The organism is Streptomyces sp. NPDC002701 (assembly GCF_042889045.1).
Lineage (GTDB): Bacteria > Actinomycetota > Actinomycetes > Streptomycetales > Streptomycetaceae > Streptomyces.
Genome location: NZ_JBIAQL010000026.1, coordinates 15,462 through 32,862, shown reverse-complemented (window position 1 = coordinate 32,862; position 17,401 = coordinate 15,462). Strand labels below are relative to the sequence as shown.

General features: G+C 70.7%; 23 protein-coding genes. 22 read left to right on the top strand and 1 reads right to left on the bottom strand.

Annotated features, from left to right (window positions below; translation table 11 throughout):
* Positions 1 to 2: 2 nt before the first annotated feature.
* The 20 genes from ACFYXC_RS36475 to ACFYXC_RS36380 all read left to right on the top strand — a co-directional run bounded on the left by ACFYXC_RS36475 (position 3) and on the right by ACFYXC_RS36380 (position 13,213).
* Positions 3 to 290: a hypothetical protein gene (locus ACFYXC_RS36475; RefSeq protein WP_389556829.1), complete on the top strand. Its 288-nt coding sequence runs from the start codon at positions 3 to 5 to the stop codon at positions 288 to 290.
* 98 nt (positions 291 to 388) lie between these two features.
* Positions 389 to 895: a hypothetical protein gene (locus ACFYXC_RS36470; protein ID WP_389556827.1), complete on the top strand. Its 507-nt coding sequence runs from the start codon at positions 389 to 391 to the stop codon at positions 893 to 895.
* 132 nt (positions 896 to 1,027) lie between these two features.
* On the top strand, positions 1,028 to 1,612 hold the full coding sequence (locus ACFYXC_RS36465) for a hypothetical protein (protein ID WP_389556825.1): 585 nt from the start codon (positions 1,028 to 1,030) through the stop codon (positions 1,610 to 1,612).
* The gene (locus ACFYXC_RS36460; RefSeq protein WP_389556823.1) at positions 1,609 to 1,947 is read left to right on the top strand and encodes a hypothetical protein; all 339 of its coding nucleotides are present in this window, start codon (positions 1,609 to 1,611) and stop codon (positions 1,945 to 1,947) included. Before ACFYXC_RS36465 ends, ACFYXC_RS36460 begins: the two co-directional genes overlap by 4 nt.
* Position 1,948: 1 nt before the next feature.
* Entirely contained in the window at positions 1,949 to 2,116 is a 168-nt protein-coding gene (locus ACFYXC_RS36455) for a pRL2-8 (protein ID WP_389556821.1), read from the top strand.
* Between the two features lie 48 nt (positions 2,117 to 2,164).
* The gene (locus ACFYXC_RS36450; RefSeq protein ID WP_389556819.1) at positions 2,165 to 3,082 is read left to right on the top strand and encodes an AAA family ATPase; all 918 of its coding nucleotides are present in this window, start codon (positions 2,165 to 2,167) and stop codon (positions 3,080 to 3,082) included.
* A gap of 309 nt (positions 3,083 to 3,391) precedes the next feature.
* Positions 3,392 to 4,093, top strand: a complete 702-nt coding sequence (locus ACFYXC_RS36445) for a GGDEF domain-containing protein (RefSeq protein WP_389556818.1) — start codon at positions 3,392 to 3,394, stop codon at positions 4,091 to 4,093.
* Entirely contained in the window at positions 4,090 to 4,386 is a 297-nt protein-coding gene (locus ACFYXC_RS36440) for a hypothetical protein (RefSeq protein WP_389556816.1), read from the top strand. The genes ACFYXC_RS36445 and ACFYXC_RS36440 overlap by 4 nt, the downstream gene beginning before the upstream one ends.
* 223 nt (positions 4,387 to 4,609) lie before the next feature.
* Positions 4,610 to 4,918 carry a hypothetical protein gene (locus ACFYXC_RS36435; protein ID WP_389556815.1) on the top strand — a complete coding sequence of 103 codons (309 nt, stop codon included), beginning with the start codon at positions 4,610 to 4,612 and terminating at the stop codon, positions 4,916 to 4,918.
* Positions 4,915 to 5,562: a hypothetical protein gene (locus tag ACFYXC_RS36430; RefSeq protein ID WP_389556813.1), complete on the top strand. Its 648-nt coding sequence runs from the start codon at positions 4,915 to 4,917 to the stop codon at positions 5,560 to 5,562. The genes ACFYXC_RS36435 and ACFYXC_RS36430 overlap by 4 nt, the downstream gene beginning before the upstream one ends.
* Entirely contained in the window at positions 5,559 to 6,671 is a 1,113-nt protein-coding gene (locus tag ACFYXC_RS36425) for an RNA polymerase sigma factor (protein WP_389556812.1), read from the top strand. The genes ACFYXC_RS36430 and ACFYXC_RS36425 overlap by 4 nt, the downstream gene beginning before the upstream one ends.
* Complete coding sequence (locus ACFYXC_RS36420; RefSeq protein ID WP_389556810.1) at positions 6,668 to 7,147, top strand: hypothetical protein; 480 nt, start codon at positions 6,668 to 6,670, stop codon at positions 7,145 to 7,147. Before ACFYXC_RS36425 ends, ACFYXC_RS36420 begins: the two co-directional genes overlap by 4 nt.
* The gene (locus ACFYXC_RS36415; RefSeq protein WP_389556809.1) at positions 7,147 to 7,329 is read left to right on the top strand and encodes a hypothetical protein; all 183 of its coding nucleotides are present in this window, start codon (positions 7,147 to 7,149) and stop codon (positions 7,327 to 7,329) included. The genes ACFYXC_RS36420 and ACFYXC_RS36415 overlap by 1 nt, the downstream gene beginning before the upstream one ends.
* A 22-nt stretch (positions 7,330 to 7,351) precedes the next feature.
* Positions 7,352 to 7,780, top strand: a complete 429-nt coding sequence (locus ACFYXC_RS36410) for an NUDIX domain-containing protein (RefSeq protein WP_389556807.1) — start codon at positions 7,352 to 7,354, stop codon at positions 7,778 to 7,780.
* 104 nt (positions 7,781 to 7,884) lie between these two features.
* On the top strand, positions 7,885 to 8,322 hold the full coding sequence (locus tag ACFYXC_RS36405) for a hypothetical protein (RefSeq protein WP_389556806.1): 438 nt from the start codon (positions 7,885 to 7,887) through the stop codon (positions 8,320 to 8,322).
* Positions 8,319 to 9,008, top strand: a complete 690-nt coding sequence (locus ACFYXC_RS36400; RefSeq protein WP_389556804.1) for a hypothetical protein — start codon at positions 8,319 to 8,321, stop codon at positions 9,006 to 9,008. Before ACFYXC_RS36405 ends, ACFYXC_RS36400 begins: the two co-directional genes overlap by 4 nt.
* Positions 9,005 to 9,532 (top strand): hypothetical protein, encoded by a 528-nt coding sequence (locus ACFYXC_RS36395; protein ID WP_389556802.1) that lies wholly within the window; start codon positions 9,005 to 9,007, stop codon positions 9,530 to 9,532. The genes ACFYXC_RS36400 and ACFYXC_RS36395 overlap by 4 nt, the downstream gene beginning before the upstream one ends.
* 402 nt (positions 9,533 to 9,934) lie before the next feature.
* Positions 9,935 to 11,170 carry a ParA family protein gene (locus ACFYXC_RS36390; RefSeq protein WP_389556801.1) on the top strand — a complete coding sequence of 412 codons (1,236 nt, stop codon included), beginning with the start codon at positions 9,935 to 9,937 and terminating at the stop codon, positions 11,168 to 11,170.
* Positions 11,167 to 12,357 carry a ParB/RepB/Spo0J family partition protein gene (locus ACFYXC_RS36385; protein WP_389556799.1) on the top strand — a complete coding sequence of 397 codons (1,191 nt, stop codon included), beginning with the start codon at positions 11,167 to 11,169 and terminating at the stop codon, positions 12,355 to 12,357. Before ACFYXC_RS36390 ends, ACFYXC_RS36385 begins: the two co-directional genes overlap by 4 nt.
* 421 nt (positions 12,358 to 12,778) lie before the next feature.
* Entirely contained in the window at positions 12,779 to 13,213 is a 435-nt protein-coding gene (locus ACFYXC_RS36380) for a peptidase inhibitor family I36 protein (RefSeq protein ID WP_389556797.1), read from the top strand.
* 304 nt (positions 13,214 to 13,517) lie between these two features.
* Here ACFYXC_RS36380 and ACFYXC_RS36375 read toward each other — a convergent pair whose 3' ends face one another.
* Complete coding sequence (locus ACFYXC_RS36375) at positions 13,518 to 13,820, bottom strand: hypothetical protein (protein WP_389556796.1); 303 nt, start codon at positions 13,818 to 13,820, stop codon at positions 13,518 to 13,520.
* Between the two features lie 337 nt (positions 13,821 to 14,157).
* Between ACFYXC_RS36375 and mobF the strand changes: the two genes are divergently transcribed.
* Positions 14,158 to 16,065, top strand: a complete 1,908-nt coding sequence (mobF, locus tag ACFYXC_RS36370) for a MobF family relaxase (RefSeq protein WP_389556795.1) — start codon at positions 14,158 to 14,160, stop codon at positions 16,063 to 16,065.
* Between the two features lie 488 nt (positions 16,066 to 16,553).
* Positions 16,554 to 17,309, top strand: a complete 756-nt coding sequence (locus tag ACFYXC_RS36365; RefSeq protein WP_389556794.1) for an ANTAR domain-containing protein — start codon at positions 16,554 to 16,556, stop codon at positions 17,307 to 17,309.
* The last annotated feature ends 92 nt before the right edge of the window (positions 17,310 to 17,401 follow it).

Sequence of the window (17,401 nt, the reverse complement as noted above, 5' to 3'; positions counted from 1 at the left end):
CCGTGCGCGCCCGAACCGCCGTGCTGATCGCGGCCACCGTGCCCGTCACGGTCGCCGCGGCCGCCGTCGCCCTCAAGGCCGGCCACTGGCAGCTGTACGCCGACCGCCACCGCATCGAGCTGACGCCCCGACCCCGCCGCTCCTGCCCTCACTGCCGGGGCGCGGGCGGCTGGTGGGCCGACGGCGCGAACCCGCAGATGGAGGCGTGCGGCTGCTGGGCAGAGCGGCGCCGGCTGACTTGGCGGCTCCTGCCGCGCCCCGCCGGCCCGTACGACGAATCCCCGTTCTGACGGATCCCCGTGCCGCCCCGACCAGCCGGCAGGAGCTGGCCGGGGCGGTGCGGAGGACCGGACAGCCCGGTCACTCCCGAATCTCGAAGGAGCCGTACATGACCGAGACCCTCACCCCGCCCGCCATCGCCGCCGCCGCTGCCGGTGCGGACTCGCCGCTCGCCCTGCTTTTCGACATCGCCCTGGAGATCGGCGTGCAGGGCCGGGACGAACAGTGCGACGACGCCACAACGGCCGCCCTGGACCACGTGTGGAGCGCCTACCCCGACACTCTCGGCAAGGCCGTGGACGAGGACGACTGGTCCGGCCGGTTCGCCGTGCCGGGCATCGAGCCGTGCGCTGTCGCCTACCTGGACGGCGGCTGGTGGCTGCACCACACCATCGACGGCGACCAGGAGCGCGACGTCCTCACTCTCATCGCACCGTGCACCTGCGGAGCGGGCTACGTCGACACCGCGCTGGACGGCGAGTGGGATTTACTCGAGGTCCTCAACGACCTGCGCGCCACCGGCGGTCGCTTCCCGCACAACAACGACCGCCCCGACTGCGGCAGCCGATCCCATCTGCGTGCCCGGGGCGACGCCCCGGCCACCGCCACGGTCTGACGCCCCACCTGCACAAACTACCGCCCCGGCCGGGCAGGCCGGGGCGACAGCACTTCTCGGGGCGACCGCAGCATCGGCAAGAGGCCGGCCGCCCCGCTCCCTCACCCTCATCGAGATCAGGAGATCTCCAGCATGCCTCGTCTGCCCCGCACCACCGAGCGCCTGGCTCTTTTCGGCACCCTGCTGGCTACCTTCGGCGAGCTCCACCCCTTCTGCGACCACTGGGCGCAGGGATCCACAACGGCTTCACGCAAGCGCCTGTACGGCGAGGACCTGGTCCACGCCGACGGCTCCCCCGCCACCGAGGACTCCACCCGCCCGACCATGACCACCAGCACCCTCGGCAGGCGCGCGGTGGCCTGCCACGTCGCGTCGTACACCGCCGTGCAGCTCGGGGCGACCGTCGCGATCACGCGCGCGTTCGGTTACCGCGTCACCCCGACCGCGCTGTTTACCGGTGCGGCCATCAACGCATCGACACACGCCGCGATCGACCGCGGAGCACTGCTGCTGTGGCTGGCGAAGAAGACCAAGAAGACGGGCTACATCGAGCACTGCCAGGCGGTCCGTCTCGACGACGACGGCGCGACCACCAAGGAGATCAACGGACCGGGCAGTGCGTGGATGGAGCTGGACGCGGCCCTGCACCGCGCCATCGGCATCGGTGCCGCCGCCGTCACCACTTGGCTCACCACCCGCCCCGGCGGCCGCCGGTGACCCGCACCCGCATCGAACGCGTCCGCGCCGCCGTCGGCATCGCCTCCCTGGCTCTCCAGCAGATCGAGGACGACCTCAGCGCCGACGATGTCGACCAGGAGGAGCTCGCCGCGATCCTGCGCGAGCTCATCGAGGACACCGACCCGCCCGGCGGCTTCATCTCGTTCCTCGCGCAGCTGGTCACCACCGCCGCCCGCCGGGCTGAGCAGATCGAGCCCGACCGCGACGGCGACGCCTCCTGCCCGCTGCACGAGGCCGCCGCCCTGATCACCGACAACGCCGGGATGCGCCTGATCTGGGCCGCCCGTGCCCTTCACCCGCAGGGAGACAACTGAAGTGGCGAACACCAAGGCGGAGAACCCGCCCCGAGGGCAGTGCACGCAGTGCTGGTACCACGCGAACGCCAGCCGGCAGGCCCACGCCGGGCTCGGTCCGCGCGAGGACTGTCCGCAGTGCGTGGACCACATGAAGAAGGGCCACCCCGCCCACATGATCGCCCGCTGACGCCGCTGCGCGAAGCCGCAGTGCTCTTCACCCGCAGGGAGAAGCCGAATGAAGACCTTCCGCTTGGAAAACGCGCTGCCCGTCGACACGACGATCCCCGACCCGTCGCTGGTCTGCCTGATCGGTGCGGCTGGTTCGGGCAAGTCGACGTGGGCGAATACCTGGCTCGACACGCAGGTCCTAGAGCTCGACAGGTTCAGGGCCCTGGTCAGCGATGACCCGGGCTGCCAGGAGTCCACCGGCGACGCCGTGTTCGCGCTTCAGACCGTCCTGGAAGCCCGCCTCGCCCGCCGCAAGATGACGGTCATCGACGCCACGAACTGCGAGAAATCCGTACGAGCAGATCTGATCGCCACCGCCCGCCGCCACGGCGTGCCCACGGTCGCACTGGTCGTTCCCACCCCAGCCTCCGTGTGCGTGGAGCGCCAGGAAGGCCGGCCCGCGAACCGGCGGGTGCCCGAGCCGGTCGTCCTCGCGCAGCACGCCGCCATGGTCGACGCGTGGCCCGGCCTGCCCGGCGAGGGCTTCGACCACGTCGTCATCGCGGAGAACCTCTACCGCCTTCAGGCGCTGCTCCAGCAGCTGAGCGACGCCCGGCGCGCGGATCTCGGCTGGGACGGCGGCAAGGGCCTGGGCGACCTGCTCCTGGTCCGCCGCTACTTCGGCCCCGAGATCCTGCCGATGTGGCGCTGGCGCGACAACTCGCCGTTCGCCGGCGGCGACCGCGTCGCGGAGATCCGGCTAGGAGCGGACCGCATCGTCCTCGCCCAGCGCAACGACATCGACGGGGCGGGCGACGTCGGCTTCGAGGTCCTGGTGGGCTGCGCGGCCGACGACGAATGCGACGGGCAGGCGTGGGCGCCGGTCTACAACGTGACCGATCTCCTGCGCGCCCTGACCGGCGAGCTGATGAACGACCCGGACGTGCGCTGCACCGTCCACGGCTCCCGCGAGAACAACGACTAGGAAGCCAACCACCACACCCTGGTCTGACGGCCCCTGTGTCCGGCCCCGCACACCGCACTGTCACAGCAGCCAGCCGGTACCGCACTGAACGGGGTGGCCCCGGGGTGCCCGCAGCAACGGCTAAGAGGCCAGCTGGCCACCCCAGGGGCTCCTGTCCCCGTCACAAGACAGAAGCACCCTCCAGCATGCCCGACCTCCTGGTCAGACCAGGAACGAATGATCCAAAACAAGAGGCGCACCCCTCGCCGTGCAAAGCCGGGGTGCGCCTCTCTCACGCCCGCCCCGCAAGGGGCAGAACTGGAGACCATCATGCCCGGATCCGGCGTTTTACGGCTACCGACCCGCACCCTCCTCATCACCGCGGCCGCTGTGCCGCTCACCCTGGCGGCCGTCGCCGATGACCTCCGTGTGCGCCGCCAGCTGCACACTGCCCGCCACGACCCGCTGACCGGCCTGCCCGGCCGCGACATCCTCACCGGCCGCATCGACCGGCTCGCCCACACCCGCCGCGAGCTCCTGCACGTCCTGGTCTGCGACGCCGATGGCCTGAAAGCCGTCAACGACGATCTCGGGCACGCGGCCGGCGACGCGCTGATCGCCGCGATCGGCCGCCGGCTGAGCAGGTGGGCCGCTGCCCGAAGCGGGCTCGCCGCGCGCCTGGGCGGCGATGAGTTCGGTGCCGCACTGCTGCTCCCTCCGGCCGCGGCAATCCGCGAGATTCTCGCGCTGCGGGAGGTGCTGGCGCACCCGGTCCGCTATGAGGGGCAACCCTTGCGTGACGGTGACGGGCAGATCGTGCGCCCTGCGGTGTCGATCGGTATCGCCCGCGCGGCCGACCTGCCGGACGCAGCCGGCGCGTCCCGGATCCTGCGGGGCGCGGATATGGCGATGTACCGGGTCAAGAGCGGCCAGGAACCGGTCGGATACGTGGCGACGCGTCAGGACGCCTACGTGCCGTCGGTTCACGGGCGCCGCCCCGGCCGCCCCGGCACTCACCTGCCGGTCGGATGACCGCCCGGGCCCGCAAGACGAAGGCGAAGGCAGCCGAGCCGTTCGAACCGGGTCTGGTCCCGGCACCCGGCGAGCTCCTGGTCTGGAAGCACCACGAACATTTCGACCGCTGGCGGGATCTGGCGTGCGTGCTGTGCAAGAAGCCCACACCGATGCGCTCCCACGGCGGCGAGCCGGTACACAAAACGTGCGCAGAGGGCTGGATCGCCGCGCATCCCGTGAAAGCGCGGGAGGGCCGCTTCGCCTCCGATGCCCGGCGCAAGACCGGCAAGAGCTACGACGACCACGCCTGACGTCGCGACCCCCGCTTCTCCCCGGATGCGGTGGGCCGCCCACGCGCCCAGCGCACCCTCTGCCAGGCCCGACCGGCCTGCACTCCTTCGGCCCGGGGCAGCTGCCGACCCCTGAGTCCGGCTGCCCCGGCTGCCACCCCTGCCCACCCGCGTGGGGCGTGCCCTGGCCTGCACAGCTCCGGCACGCCCCACCACCCACCCCTTGCGAGGGAGGCCCTACGAGATGACCACACATGCCTTCGGGACGACAACCACCCCGCAGCTGTTGCGCATTGCCGAGGACGAACTGCAGCAGCTTCGGGGCCGGCTCGCCCTGGTCGCCCGCTTCATCCACGACCCGACGCACGACCTGTCCGCTCGCCAGGCCCTGGCGCGCCTCCTGAACCTCCCCCACCCCGCGGCTCCCGGCCGCGCCCCCACGACGACGGCGAACCCCGACACGGCGCCCGCCGGGCGATCAGCCCCCGAGCTCACGCTGCCGTCCTCGAGGAACGACTCCGAGAGCGTCCTCACCACGGAGGGCACGCGATGACCCTCGCCCCCACCGCGGACACCGCGCTGCTCGCCCGGCTGTCCCACGAGGCCATCCCCACCGGCGCCTACTTCCGTACCCGCACCCCGGGCCGCGCGCGCCCTCTGACTCCCCAGCAGCAGCACGCCAACTACCAGCAGCTCGCCGCGGTCTCAAGCCGGCCGCAGACCGCACCGGATCACGACCGCACCCCGATCCGGTGCCTGACGATCCGGCCGCCCTGGTCGGACCTGATCGCCATCGAGGACAACCAGGTCGCCAAACGCATCGAGAACCGGGTGTGGAGCAGCCGCTGGCGCGGCACTCTGCTCATCCACGCCGGAGCCGACGTCGACATCCCGGCCCTGGCCCTGCCTGCCGTACGGGAAACGCTGGACGACGACTACGAGCTGGTGCGCGGGTCGGTGGTCGCCGTCGCCGACCTGGTCGGCGTTCACGCCGACGACGGCGCGTGCACGCCCTGGTCTCAACCGGGCTGCTTCCACTGGGAACTTGCCCGGGTGCAGCGGCTGACCTCACCCGTCCCCGCGCGCGGCGCACAGCGCCTGTGGACGCCCACCCCGCACCTGCTGCGGCGGATCACCGAGGCCAACCCCCACCTGCGCGGCCGGCTGGCCGCCACGACCGCAGGAGCCGACGCATGACCGCCACCCACGGGACAACCGCCCGGCCCGGCCCAACGACGACCGACGCCTTCGTGTCCACCACCGTCGACCGGGCCCGCAGCGGTGACCGGCAGGCGTTCGCCGACCTGTACGTCCGCTACCGGCCGCAGATCCACACCTACCTGCTGCGCCGCACCCACGACCAGCAGTTGAGCGAGGACCTGACCAGCGACGTGTTCGTGCGGGCCCTGGACCGGATCGGCACATTCACCTGGCGAGGCCACGACTTCGGCGCCTGGCTGGCCACGATCGCCCGCAACCGGCTCCTCGACCACTTCAAAAGTGCCCGCTACCGGCGGGAGGTCCCGACAGGCGACATGTACGACCACGACCTCGCCGTCGCAGACATCGGGGAACAGGTCACCGAAAACCTGGCCAGCGCCGACGTTCTCGCCGCACTCCGTGACGCCCTCGCCGGGCTGACCCGTGCCCAGCAGGAGTGCCTGCGGCTGCGCTACTGGCACGACCTGCCGCACGCGGAGATCGGCCGCCGCCTGAACCGCAGCCAGCACGCGGCCACGATCCTCCACCAGCGTGCGCTGCGCAGCCTGCGTGCCCCGCACATCCAGGCAGCACTGACGGAATCGGCCAGGACCGCACAGCGCACGGCACCTGTTGAAGCCGCCTCCCGCACCGCCTCCCCCACGCCCCCGCAGGCATACGCCGTCCCACATGCCCCACCGCGTGTTCCGTCACCGCGACGGCCCGCGCCCTCAGACCCCCCGAACCCCGGAAGGATCCACCCCATGGCGACCTCCGCCATATCCGCTCCGCTCACGGCCGGCCAGGCTGTCGCCCTGGTCCTGCTGCGCGACGGATCAAGTGAACGCAGCATCACCCAGCGCACCGGCATATCGGGGGACACCCTCTACCGGCTCGCCGCCGGCCACGACATCAGCGGCCCACACGGAACGGTGGAAGGCCACCGCTGCCACGAAGCAGCCGGTACCGAGCCGTGCGACGAGTGCACTCTCGCCGACGGCCGTAACCAGGCTCGCGCTCGTGCCCGGCACCGGAAGTCCATCAACTCCCTGCCCCGCACCATGCGCCGCCAGGTCACCGGACGCAGGAGGAGGGCAACACGATGATGAATACCGAGCCCTTCACTGTCGACGGCTTCCTCGACACCGTCCCCACACCCGGCGACGCGCCGCACACTGCCCGGTTCCAGCTGGTCGTCTCACCCACCGACGACGTCGTGGACGACGTGATCTGGTCCTGCACCACCAGCACACCCGGGATCGCGCACACGCTGCTCACCGAGATCCAGCCCGGCGACCTGCTGCACGTCTCCGGCGTCCTCACCCAGCCCGGCGACCCGGCAGAGCCTGCCCGGCTCACCGTCGACGCGCTGGAGCTGCTGGCCAACGCACCGGCGCGGGCCCTGAAGGAGATGGTGCTCGACCGGTACGGCGACTACGTCGTGGTATTTGACGCCGACGCCGACGCCGACGCCGTCCCGGTCTTCACCGCCCTCGGGCAGTGGGTCGGCACGGCGGAGAGTCCTGACGCCATCGGCACGCTGATCGAGATCCACGAGCGCGTGAACGGCGGTGATGCGTGATGGCGGTGACCACCGCGCAGTCCCGCACGGTCCTGGAGCGGTTTCCCGCCGGAGGCCCCCGGGGCTCCTGGCCGGCGGAAGAGTGCGCCGCCGCCCAGCGCGCCCAGGGCACGGACGGCCAGGTCGTGATGGATCTCGACAGTGACCAGTTCCTCGTGGTCACCGACACCACCACCCGCTAACCCGCCCTGCCGAGAGGTGCACATGACCGAGACCGAGACGTTCGAGACCATCCGCTACACCGCCGACGTGGTGGTCCTGACGCCCGGCGGTGACGTCCTGCTGATCGAGCGCGACTGGCCGCCGTACGAAGGCCACTGGGCCATTGCCGGTGGTCACGTCGACGTCGGAGAGACGAGTCGTTCGGCCGCCGTCCGCGAGCTGGCCGAAGAAACCGGCGTCCACGTGAGCTCCGACGACCTCCGCCAGATCGGCGTCTGGGACCAGCCCGGCCGCGACCCGCGCGGCCGGTACGTCACCGTCGCGTACGTGGCCACCGTCCCCGCCGACACCCCGATCGTCGCCGGGGACGACGCCCGCACCGCCCGCTGGTGGCCCCTGAAGAACCTGCCAGAACGGCTGGCGTTCGACCACGCCGACATCCTCAGCACGGTCACGGCCCTCACCGCCTGAACACACCGCACGCACCGCGACACCGGAGCGCCGCGCCCGACCTTCCCGGCCGGGCGCGGCGCTCCGGTGCTCCCGCCCTTCACCACCGCTCCGGAGGCCCCTTCGTGGAACCTATCCGCCTGACCTCGTTCGGCTACCTGCACTTGCCCACCGGCCCGGACGGCCAGCCCGTCCCGCCCGCCGCCGACCGCATCGAAGACGTCCGCGACCGGCTCCGCGACCCCGCCGCCGCCCGCGACATCCTCGATCTGGACGGCCTCCACCCCCGCGTCCAGGACGTCGTCCTGAACACCCCCGGCGCCCGCGAACTGCTCGCCAACCTCACCGATTACGCGACCCTCCCCGCCGGACCGCGCCGCATCGCCATCGGATGCGCAGGAGGCCGCCACAGGGCATGCGGCCTCACCGAAATCCTTGCCCACGAACTCCGAGGCCACGGCCGCGAGGTTGAAGTCGAGCACCTCCACGCCCACCTTCCGCGCGTCCTCAAAACACCCGTCGGCACCCGTCCCGCCCACCCCGAACAGGAACCCACCCGATGAAACGCCTCCCCTTTCGCCGTTGTGGCTGCGCCCCCGGAGCCATCGCCCCCGAGGACCAGTCCGTCGTCGACGCCTTCCGCGCGATGCTCACCGCCCTGCGCACCCCGCAGCCCTGGCAGCCCGGTGGCGCCCAGGACATCGCCGTGCGCGTCGGGCCGTTCATCGAGCGGGCGCACACCCGGCCCGGCGACGACCACAGCCTCGACCTGATCGCCGTCGCCCTGGTCCATCCCGACACCGGCCACGCCGCCGCCTACCTCCATGGCCGCCAGCTCGGCTACACCGAACGCGGCTGGCTGCGCTGCAAGACCAGCACGATCATCGGCGTCTGGCAGCCCGGCTACGCGATGCTCACCCACGCCGCCGCCGGCCTGCCCCTGCCCGACGACGTCGGCATGGAACCCGCGCACTACGCCCTCTACATCGAGGCCCGCAAACGCGACGACAGCCACGACGGCTTCACCTTGCTGCGCGTCGGCCCCTACACCCAGACCCGGCATGCCCAGCAGGACTACGACCGGCTCACCGCCGCGCTGGACGGGCGGGAGACCACCCTCGTGCCCGGCCACCGTGTCGCCGTGCGGTTCGGGCCGTTCGACGTCAGCGACCACCCGCTGTTCGCCGACCCGTACGAGGCCGACGCCGTGGCGTTCCTGGACGCCGCCGTCGCGGGGGTGATCGCGTGACCGCCCCGGCCCTGTACGAGATCGAGGCCAGCGAGGGCGACGACGGCACGATGCACCCCGTCGAACAGCTCTGGACGCCCGGCGAGGACGCGACGCAGAACGGCTTCCTCGCCTACTCCGGGCTGCGCATCACCGGGATCGACGACCCCACCGACGACCACCTCTACCCGGTCGCATTCCTCGTGCTCGGCCACCACAAGTGGGCCGACGTCATCGAGGCCGCCGCCGCGTACATGTTCCGGATCCACAGCTGGCGGAACCTGCACCTCTACCCCGGCGACGACCCGGCGGTCCTCATCCCCCGCATCCCGCGCGCTGTCCTTACATACGGCGTGTTCTTACGGCATCCGCGCCCAGACCACGGCTGCGGATGCGAGCGGGACGACACCTGGCGCATGGTCTGGGCACCGCCCACCGAGCCCGGCGCCGTGCCGATCACTGCCATGCGGCACCCGGCCGCACAAGCGGCCGCTGCCGCAATCCCCAACCCTGATGACGGTGCGCCCGCAGTGTGGGCTGCCTGAACGGCCGAAGGCCGGCTCCCCCGCATCCTGTGCGGGGGAGCCGGCCTTTTTGCGTTTCTGGGCGCTGTGGTCAGTTGGGGTGCGCGCTCCGCGCTCCTCACGGTCACGAAGAAGCAAGCACCGCCCCGGCGACCGAGCCTGCGGTTGATTGCCGTTAAGGATGGGGCGCCGATGGGAGGCGCGCTGGCTCTGCCCTGCGACCGGTCGCGGTCAGTGCGGCGGTGGCCGAGGTGCCGGGCGCCAGTCCGGTGATTACGCCGTAATCACCCACAGGGCGGGGGAGTCTGAGGGGCCGGTGATTACGTCGTAATGAGGGAGAGGGCTGTCGCACGACCACAAGAGGTAGTCCTAACTAACGTGTCGACGCTTCCAAGGATCATGGACGTTAGTAAGGTGTCCCCCATGACTTCACCTGCCGCCACCGGCGACCGCGAGAAGGTCGTCTCCAAACTGCCGGGATGGCTCCGGCAGGACCTCAAAATCAGAGCCGCCCAGCACGGCATGGAGATCCAGGCCGCCGTCGAACAAGGCATCAACTCCTGGTGCGACCTGGCTTCCGCACTCGAAACCGTCGACACCGCAGGCGCGGACTCGTTCTCCACCTTCCTCCCGCCAGGACAGTGGGAACACTTCCGAGGCGTCGCCGCCGACCGCGGCCTCTCCCTCATTCAAGGACTTGCCCAGTCCACGAAACTGTGGCTGGACTCCAACCCGGCCCCGGACATCGAACGGCCCGCGATCACACGCCGCATCATCGTCTGCAACCAGAAGGGCGGCGTCGGCAAGACCGCCATCACCGCCGGCACCGGCGAAGCCCTGGCTGAAGACCCCGGCACCCTCCACCGGGTCCGCACTGCCAAGCAACTCGCGGTCGCCACCGGAGGCGACGACGGACCCCTGGATGTCGAAGACCTGCCCGGCCTCGGACTACGCGTACTGCTCGTCGACTTTGACCCGCAAGCCCACCTCACCAACCAGCTCGGTGCGGCACCGTTGCCGATGACCGGTGACAGCCTCACCAACCACATGGCCAGCGACCCCAAGGGCGACCTCCGCGACCTCATCGTCTCCATCGACGATGAAACCTTCGGCGGGCGCCTCCACCTCCTGCCCGCCTGCAACGACGCGTTCCTGCTCGACGTGCGCCTGTCCGCGGTACGCGCCCGGGAAGCAGCCCTCGAACGGGCGCTCGCCCCCCTCGAAGCCGACTACGACGTCATCCTGGTCGACTGCCCGCCCAGCCTCGGCCTCAGCATGGACGCCGCCGCCTACTACGGCCGCCGCCGCGACGGCGAAAAGCCTGGCCAGTCCGGCGCCCTCATCGTCGTGCAGGCCGAAGACAGCTCTGCCGACGCCTACGGACTCCTCACCGCTCAGATCGACGACCTCCGAGGTGACCTGCAGGTCGACATCGACTACCTCGGCATTGTCGTCAACCTCTACGACGGCCGCCGCGGCTACATCGCCACGTCCTCCCTCCAGGGATGGGTCGACATAAAGGATCCACGAGTCGTGGGCCTCATCGGAGACCTCAAGGAGCAGAAGGAGGCCGTCCGCATGAAGCAGCCCCTGCTGTCCTACGCCCCCAAGTCACAGCAGGCGATCGGCATGCGCGCGCTCGCCCGGGAGATCTCATGAGCAAGGCCAGCAAGCTGGGCGCCGGGCGCTTCGGCACGGAAACCCACGCAGTCAGCGCCCGCCGACAGGCGGTCGCCGCCGCCACCGGCGTGCCGACCGAAGGCATCGCCCCGCCGGCCGAACTCCCGGTGCACCGCATCAGCCTGAACCCCGACAACCCCCGCTCCACCCTCGGCGACCTCACTGACCTGGCAGGCAGTCTGAAAACCCACGGCCAGAAGCAGGCGATCACGGTCATGAACCGCGACGCCTACATCAAGGCCACACCGAACCACGAAGCCGCTCTCGAACCGGACACCACTCACGTCGTTGTCGACGGCAGCAGCCGCCTCGCCGCCGCTCGCGAAGCCGGACTCGTAACCCTCAAGGTCATGGTCAGCGATGATCAGGGCAGCACCTCCGAGGAACTCCTCGAATCCGCCCTCGTCGCCAACATCCACCGACAAGACCTCGAAGAACTCGACGAAGCCCGCGCCCTCCACCGGCTCCTGGCCATGCACGGAAGCCAACGAGCCCTGGCCAAACACCTCCACCGCTCCCAAGGCTGGGTGTCACAGCGCCTCGCCTTGCTCAACCTGACCCCCGAACTGCAAGCCCGCATCGGCCAGGAACCCATCGACCTGCTGCGCGCCGTCGGCAACAAGCCCGCCGACCAGCAGGAAGCAGCCCTGCAAGCGCTGAAGGCGGAACGGGCCCGGAAGGAAGAAGCGGCCCGAGCGTCGCAGAGGACGCAACCAACGCCGCAAGCGCCCGTAGAGGACAAGGCGAATGGGCAGAGGAGTGATTACGCCGTAATCGCCTCTCCTGCCAACGGTGCATCAGCCGCGGAACCGGGTGACAGCGATCGCACCGGTGATTACGCCGTAATCACCGGCACCGCTGCCAAGGGCACCGAGGCTGCGGACACTGCGGAACCCCCCACCTCGGAGACGATCCCTGAACCGCGCGTGCATTCTCCCGGTCGCACCACAACTAAGGAGACCGCCTCAGGCAGCGAGGCAGCCCGCAAGGTGCCTTATGACCAGCCCGGCGCCCTCGCGATGCTCCTCGACACGAAGGTAAGCAACGACGACTTGTTCTTCGACCTGCTCCGGTTCCTGAGCATGAAGGGTCTGGAGCGCGACCCCGCCCGGCTCGGTGAACTGGCGCAATCCTTCGCAGAACAAGCCAGCGCTCAGACGGACTGACCAAAGCGGCCTCTGCTCCCGTTCTTGGTGGGATGGCTCTATCGAGGCAAGCCACCCCACCAAGAACGCTCCTACGCCCGTGAAACAGCCGCAGCGCCGTACACAACTGGCAGCTGAGTACGGCCCGGACGGCGCACCTGAACGACTGGCCGATGCACGGCCCGTTGTGAGGCGAGCGGGATACGGATATCCGGAACCTCGCCGCGGCACGGATCCGCACCGGACCTCCCCCGGGCCACAAGCCAGGCACCTCGGTGGTGTCGAGCGGTGCACGAGGACCGGATGCCGTCGACCGAGGCGGTGAGGTGGCTAAACCGGCCCGGGCAGGGGGATCGTTTCTGTCGGCCGTGGTGTACCCGGCAGGGTGGAGCAGGCCGTGTTCGCGGCGTGCCGTGCGGCTAGCTGCGCTTGCCTGGGCCGCATGACCTCAACCGTGCACCGACTTGCCGCAGCCGCCGCACTGGCGCTCGCCCCCCTCATGCTCAGCGTCCCTGCCCAGGCCGGCGCTGCCGGTACAGCGCCCGGCTCCCAACCGCGGACCATCTCCGTAGCAACCGCGGCGGTGGAGTGCCCGGACGGGTACGTCTGCATCTACCCGGAGATCAACTTCGGAGGGCAGCCCTGGGTGAAGCGGGCGGTGGATGGCAGCGTCAAGGATCTGCCCTCCGCGATCCGCGACCGCGGCAGCTCCATCCGCAACAACTCCGGCCGCACCGCCCGCGTGTACGAAAAGCGCAACTACTCCGGGCGCTGGGTATGCATCACCAGGAGCGGCGGCTCCATCCACGACCTGCGCGGCTACAACCTCAACGACACCACCCGCTCCCTGCGCATCAACAACAACGACTGCGGCTGACGCGGCCGGCGCGCCGATGCGTCCGTGCCGGCCGGTGTGCAAGTTCCTGACCCGCTTCACCCGTTCGACAGCCCGCTGATTTTCCCGGCGTGAAAAGTCACGGAAAGGTAACGGACTGGTATGGGGTGCCACACCCACGAGCGAGCGGCATGCAGAACTCCCGTCGTGGTCGTCCGCGGCGGTGATCGGGATGAAAATGTGCGCGGCGACGTCCAGGAGCATCTTGAGCACCTCCGGGCCCATGCCGCCGATGACCGGGCAGACGGTAACGCTCGCGTGCGAATTCGCACGCCGCGGCACCGAGTCAGGGCCTGGTGAGGATGTCGTGGGTGCCGATGCGGCGCCAGACGATGTGCTGCTCGCCGGGAACTATCGGCGTCCCGTACTCCCACGTTGCGCGTCCTGCGGGGCCGGTGCCCATGGACCAGGTCAGCTCGTAGATGCCGGGTGCTCGCTGGACACGCTTGACGCGTAGGCCGGCGCGGAAGCGGCCGGTGCGTAGGTCCTCGACGAAGGCCGCCACGGTCTGGCGGAAGCGGCGGCGTTGCTGCGGGGTGAGGTGGTCCAGGTCGGTGGTGAAGCGGGGCAGGGCCTCGTAGGTCGGCACGTCGGTCCTCCGGGCAGCAAGAAGCCCCCGGCGCTGTCGGGGGCGGAGAGTCGGTGACGTGGTGCAGGGCGCGGCGTCTTTGACCGCCGGGTGGGGGAGCGGTACGTAGAGGTGCGCTCGTTGGCGGTGGAGTCGTCTGCTGGTGGTTTTCGGTGTTGGTGAGGCGGGTGTGACTGGCTGCCGCGCAGCATTTGCATGGCCCTGGTGGTGTCCGCCGGGCGGGCACGGTGGCTCCGCGAACGCCCGCCGGGCGGGATCAGCCGTGAAGTTCCGGTGAACCCTCCCGACTCACGGGATCGCGCTTTTTTGCAGGTCAGAGCCGGTGTGTGCTGGGGCGATGCTGAGTGTCGCGAAGATTCAGAGGCGTAACGCGTGGCGGTACTACATACGCGGAGTCGCGTTCGGGGACGGCCGCCGTCCGGTCGGACAGTCGTTGAGGGACGCCCAGGAGCTGGCCGGGCTCCCACCGGGACGGTGGCTGGGGCGTGGTCTGCGTGCGCTGGGGCTCACCGAGGGCGCTCAGGTGTCCGAGCGTCAGCTGGAGCTGTTGTTCGGCGAGGGCCTGCACCCGGACGCCGACCGCATCGAGCGCGGCCTCCTGGACGACGGCGTCGACGCGGCCACCGCCCGCCGGCTCACCGTGCTGGGGCAGCCGATCGAGGAGATCGAGGCCCGCAAGCAGACCCCGCTGCTCGGCATGGACTTCACCTTCCGGCCACAGGCGTCCCTGGTCGTGCTGTGGGCGCTGGGCGACGCCACCGTGCGCCGGGTCATCGAGCGGGCCCATGAGCGGGCTCTCGCCGCGGCGCTGCGCTGGCTGGAGGATGAGGTTGCCGAGACCCGGTGGGCGTCAGGCCGCGGCCGCGCGAAGACGCCCGCGCTCGTGGTCGCCGCCTTTAGGCACTTCGACAATCGTGACGGGCTGCCGCTTCTGCACGAGCACTGCCTGATCCTCAACCGCGTCCAGCGCCCGGGCACCGAAGGTGAACCGGTCTGGGGGGCTGTGGACACCTACCGCCTCTACCAGAATGTGGTGGCCGCCGGGACGCTCTACACCCTCACCATGACGACCGAGGTGTGCGAAACCTTGGGGCTGGCGACCGTGCCGCGCGAGGTCACGCCGGGTCTGCGGCCGGTCATGGAGATTGCCGGAGTGGCCGAGGACCTCATCAACTGGTCGGCGTCCCGCCGCCAGCGCATTCAGGACGCCCTGGAGGTGCTCACCGACCAGCACGTGAAGGACCACGGGCACCTGCCCTCAGAGCGCGGCCGTCACCAACTGGGCTGGCAGGCGGCGCAGGAGACCCGGCCCGCGAAGAAGAAGCCGAAGCCACTCGCGCAGCTGCTCGCGTGGTGGCGCACCTCCGCGATCCTGCGCTTCGGCCAGCAGCTCATCGACGGCCTCCTGGACAGGTGCCGGGCCGCCGGAGCGGCGATCCGGGCGCGAGTGGATCCCACCGTGGACGTGGCGCTCGCCGCCGTCGACGTCGCCGCGGTCGTCTTCACCGTGCGCGAAAAGTTCTCCCGGCGCCACATCCTGGCCGAAGCGCGCCGGCACCTGCTGGAGACGCTGCGCGGCCGCGAGTTCACCCGCGGCCTGGACGACTACATCACCCACCGGGCCCTGCACCGGTACTCCCACCGCCACACCGCCGTGAAGCCCGGCCGGAAGGCTCCGACGCCGGACCGGATCAGCTACACCGCCGACTTCCCGGTGCCGCACCGGTGGTGGATCGCCCCCGCCCAAGGCACGCCACCACGGGAGTCCAGCCGCTACGAGCGGGCCCGGGTCGCCAGCCTCGCCGTGCAGAACGCGATCCGCGACGCCCGCATCCGATCCGACGCCGCCACCGAGGCGTCGACCTCGGCCATCTCCGCACCCGCCGATCACCGCGACCTCGAGGGCGAGATGGCGTCCGCTCCCCACGCCGTCGACCACCCGGGCCGGGACGCCGCCCTGACCCCGGCGCAGCGGGCCGCCGCAGTCCAGGCCCACCAGCAGGCCGCGATGCCCGCGGAGTACCTGGAGGGCCGCACGACCGACCCGGCGACATGGCTGCACACGCCCAAGAACCTGGACCGGCTCGCCGACGTCACCCGCGCCGCCGACATTCGCCGCCGCACCATGGAGGACCGAAAGGCCCCGGCCGCCGATCCGGCCAGTGCGGTCGACCAGCACCGCCAGGAGCACGAGCAGCAGCGCCAGCAACCCGACCCCGGCCAAGGCCAGGGCTTCCGGCCGTGAAGCGCCGTGCGGCCCGCACGGCGGGACGGACGAAGAAGTCACCGCGCCAGGCGCCGGGACGCGACCGACCGCCCGCCTACGAAGCCACCCGGGAGCAGGGAGGGTGCCAGGGACCGCCCCCTCAAGCACGGAGGCCCTCATGGTTGCCCCGACCCCGCCGCACCTTTCGCCGGAGCAGCGCGAGCGCCTGGCGCAGCTCGCCGACGCCGCCCGGCTGCGTAGGGCGCTGTACCCGTCACCGACGCCGCTACCTGCCCGGTACCGCTCCTGCTCCCGGCAGTACCCCGGTGGCCGGCCGAACCAGTGGCGCACCGCGCGGGGCCGCCGCCGGGGATGAGTGGACGCGATGGACTCCGCCGCGCGCCCGTGCACGGAGGGGAGCGGAGACCACGGTGGTGCTGACTTCGGCCGGGGACTTCGTCGTCCGGCGGCGGCTTTTCCGGAACAATCCAGAAGGGGACGGTTTCTCCGTCCAATGACAGGGACTGATGACCATGCCGAATCAGCAGCGCGTCCTGGAAATTCTGGTGGAGGCCGTGGACACCCTCACCGCCGACTTCGACCTCATCGACTTCCTGCACCGCCTGTCCACCCGCTGCACGGAACTGCTGGCTGTGGACGCGGTCGGCATCATGATCGTCGACCAGCACGGTGAACTGCAGTTCATCGCCGCCTCCGACGAGAAGACCCGTTTCCTGGAACTCTTCGCTCTGCAGCACAATCAGGGTCCCTGCGTGCGCTGCTACCGCACCGGCCGGGCCCAGCTGAACATCAACCTCACCTCCAGCGCCGCCACCGCCGGTTTTGCTCCCTTCGCCGCCTGCGCCCGGCAGGCCGGCTTCGCCGTCACCCACGCCCTGCCGATGAAACTGCGCGAGCAGACCGTCGGCGCCGTCAACCTCTTCGACACCCGCCTGCGCCGCCTGAGCGACTCCGACGTCCAGATCGGCCAGGCCATCGCCGACGTCGCCACCATTGCCATCCTCCAGCAGCGCACCATCGAGCAGGTCCACGCCGAGAAAGCACAGCTGCAGCGCGCCCTGTCCAGCCGCGTCGTCATCGAACAGGCCAAGGGCATCCTGGCCGAACGCCATGGCCTCGGCCTCGACGATGCCTTCGCCGCCATCCGCGCCTACGTCCGCCGCCGCCGACTGCGCCTGGCTGAGGTGTGCCAGCAGATCGTCGACGACACCTTCGAGGGGGAGATCACGGCCCGGCCCACCGACGGCCCCGCCCCACGGTGACAGACGTAGTTGCACAGCTCTCGCAGGTCCTGCTGTTCGAGGTCGAGAACTGCAGCGAGTCCCCGCGGACGTGCTGGCGGCGAAGTTCGGCC

Coding starts and splice junctions, on each gene's coding strand:
- ACFYXC_RS36440 (WP_389556816.1), top strand. CDS start 4,090: ATGACCGCCCGGGCCCGCAAGACGAAGGCGAAGGCAGCCGAGCCGTTC.
- ACFYXC_RS36390 (WP_389556801.1), top strand. CDS start 9,935: ATGACTTCACCTGCCGCCACCGGCGACCGCGAGAAGGTCGTCTCCAAA.
- ACFYXC_RS36380 (WP_389556797.1), top strand. CDS start 12,779: ATGACCTCAACCGTGCACCGACTTGCCGCAGCCGCCGCACTGGCGCTC.
- ACFYXC_RS36470 (WP_389556827.1), top strand. CDS start 389: ATGACCGAGACCCTCACCCCGCCCGCCATCGCCGCCGCCGCTGCCGGT.
- ACFYXC_RS36415 (WP_389556809.1), top strand. CDS start 7,147: ATGGCGGTGACCACCGCGCAGTCCCGCACGGTCCTGGAGCGGTTTCCC.
- ACFYXC_RS36435 (WP_389556815.1), top strand. CDS start 4,610: ATGACCACACATGCCTTCGGGACGACAACCACCCCGCAGCTGTTGCGC.
- ACFYXC_RS36410 (WP_389556807.1), top strand. CDS start 7,352: ATGACCGAGACCGAGACGTTCGAGACCATCCGCTACACCGCCGACGTG.
- mobF (WP_389556795.1), top strand. CDS start 14,158: ATGCTGAGTGTCGCGAAGATTCAGAGGCGTAACGCGTGGCGGTACTAC.
- ACFYXC_RS36365 (WP_389556794.1), top strand. CDS start 16,554: ATGACCATGCCGAATCAGCAGCGCGTCCTGGAAATTCTGGTGGAGGCC.
- ACFYXC_RS36425 (WP_389556812.1), top strand. CDS start 5,559: ATGACCGCCACCCACGGGACAACCGCCCGGCCCGGCCCAACGACGACC.
- ACFYXC_RS36430 (WP_389556813.1), top strand. CDS start 4,915: ATGACCCTCGCCCCCACCGCGGACACCGCGCTGCTCGCCCGGCTGTCC.
- ACFYXC_RS36400 (WP_389556804.1), top strand. CDS start 8,319: ATGAAACGCCTCCCCTTTCGCCGTTGTGGCTGCGCCCCCGGAGCCATC.
- ACFYXC_RS36465 (WP_389556825.1), top strand. CDS start 1,028: ATGCCTCGTCTGCCCCGCACCACCGAGCGCCTGGCTCTTTTCGGCACC.
- ACFYXC_RS36385 (WP_389556799.1), top strand. CDS start 11,167: ATGAGCAAGGCCAGCAAGCTGGGCGCCGGGCGCTTCGGCACGGAAACC.
- ACFYXC_RS36445 (WP_389556818.1), top strand. CDS start 3,392: ATGCCCGGATCCGGCGTTTTACGGCTACCGACCCGCACCCTCCTCATC.
- ACFYXC_RS36420 (WP_389556810.1), top strand. CDS start 6,668: ATGATGAATACCGAGCCCTTCACTGTCGACGGCTTCCTCGACACCGTC.
- ACFYXC_RS36450 (WP_389556819.1), top strand. CDS start 2,165: ATGAAGACCTTCCGCTTGGAAAACGCGCTGCCCGTCGACACGACGATC.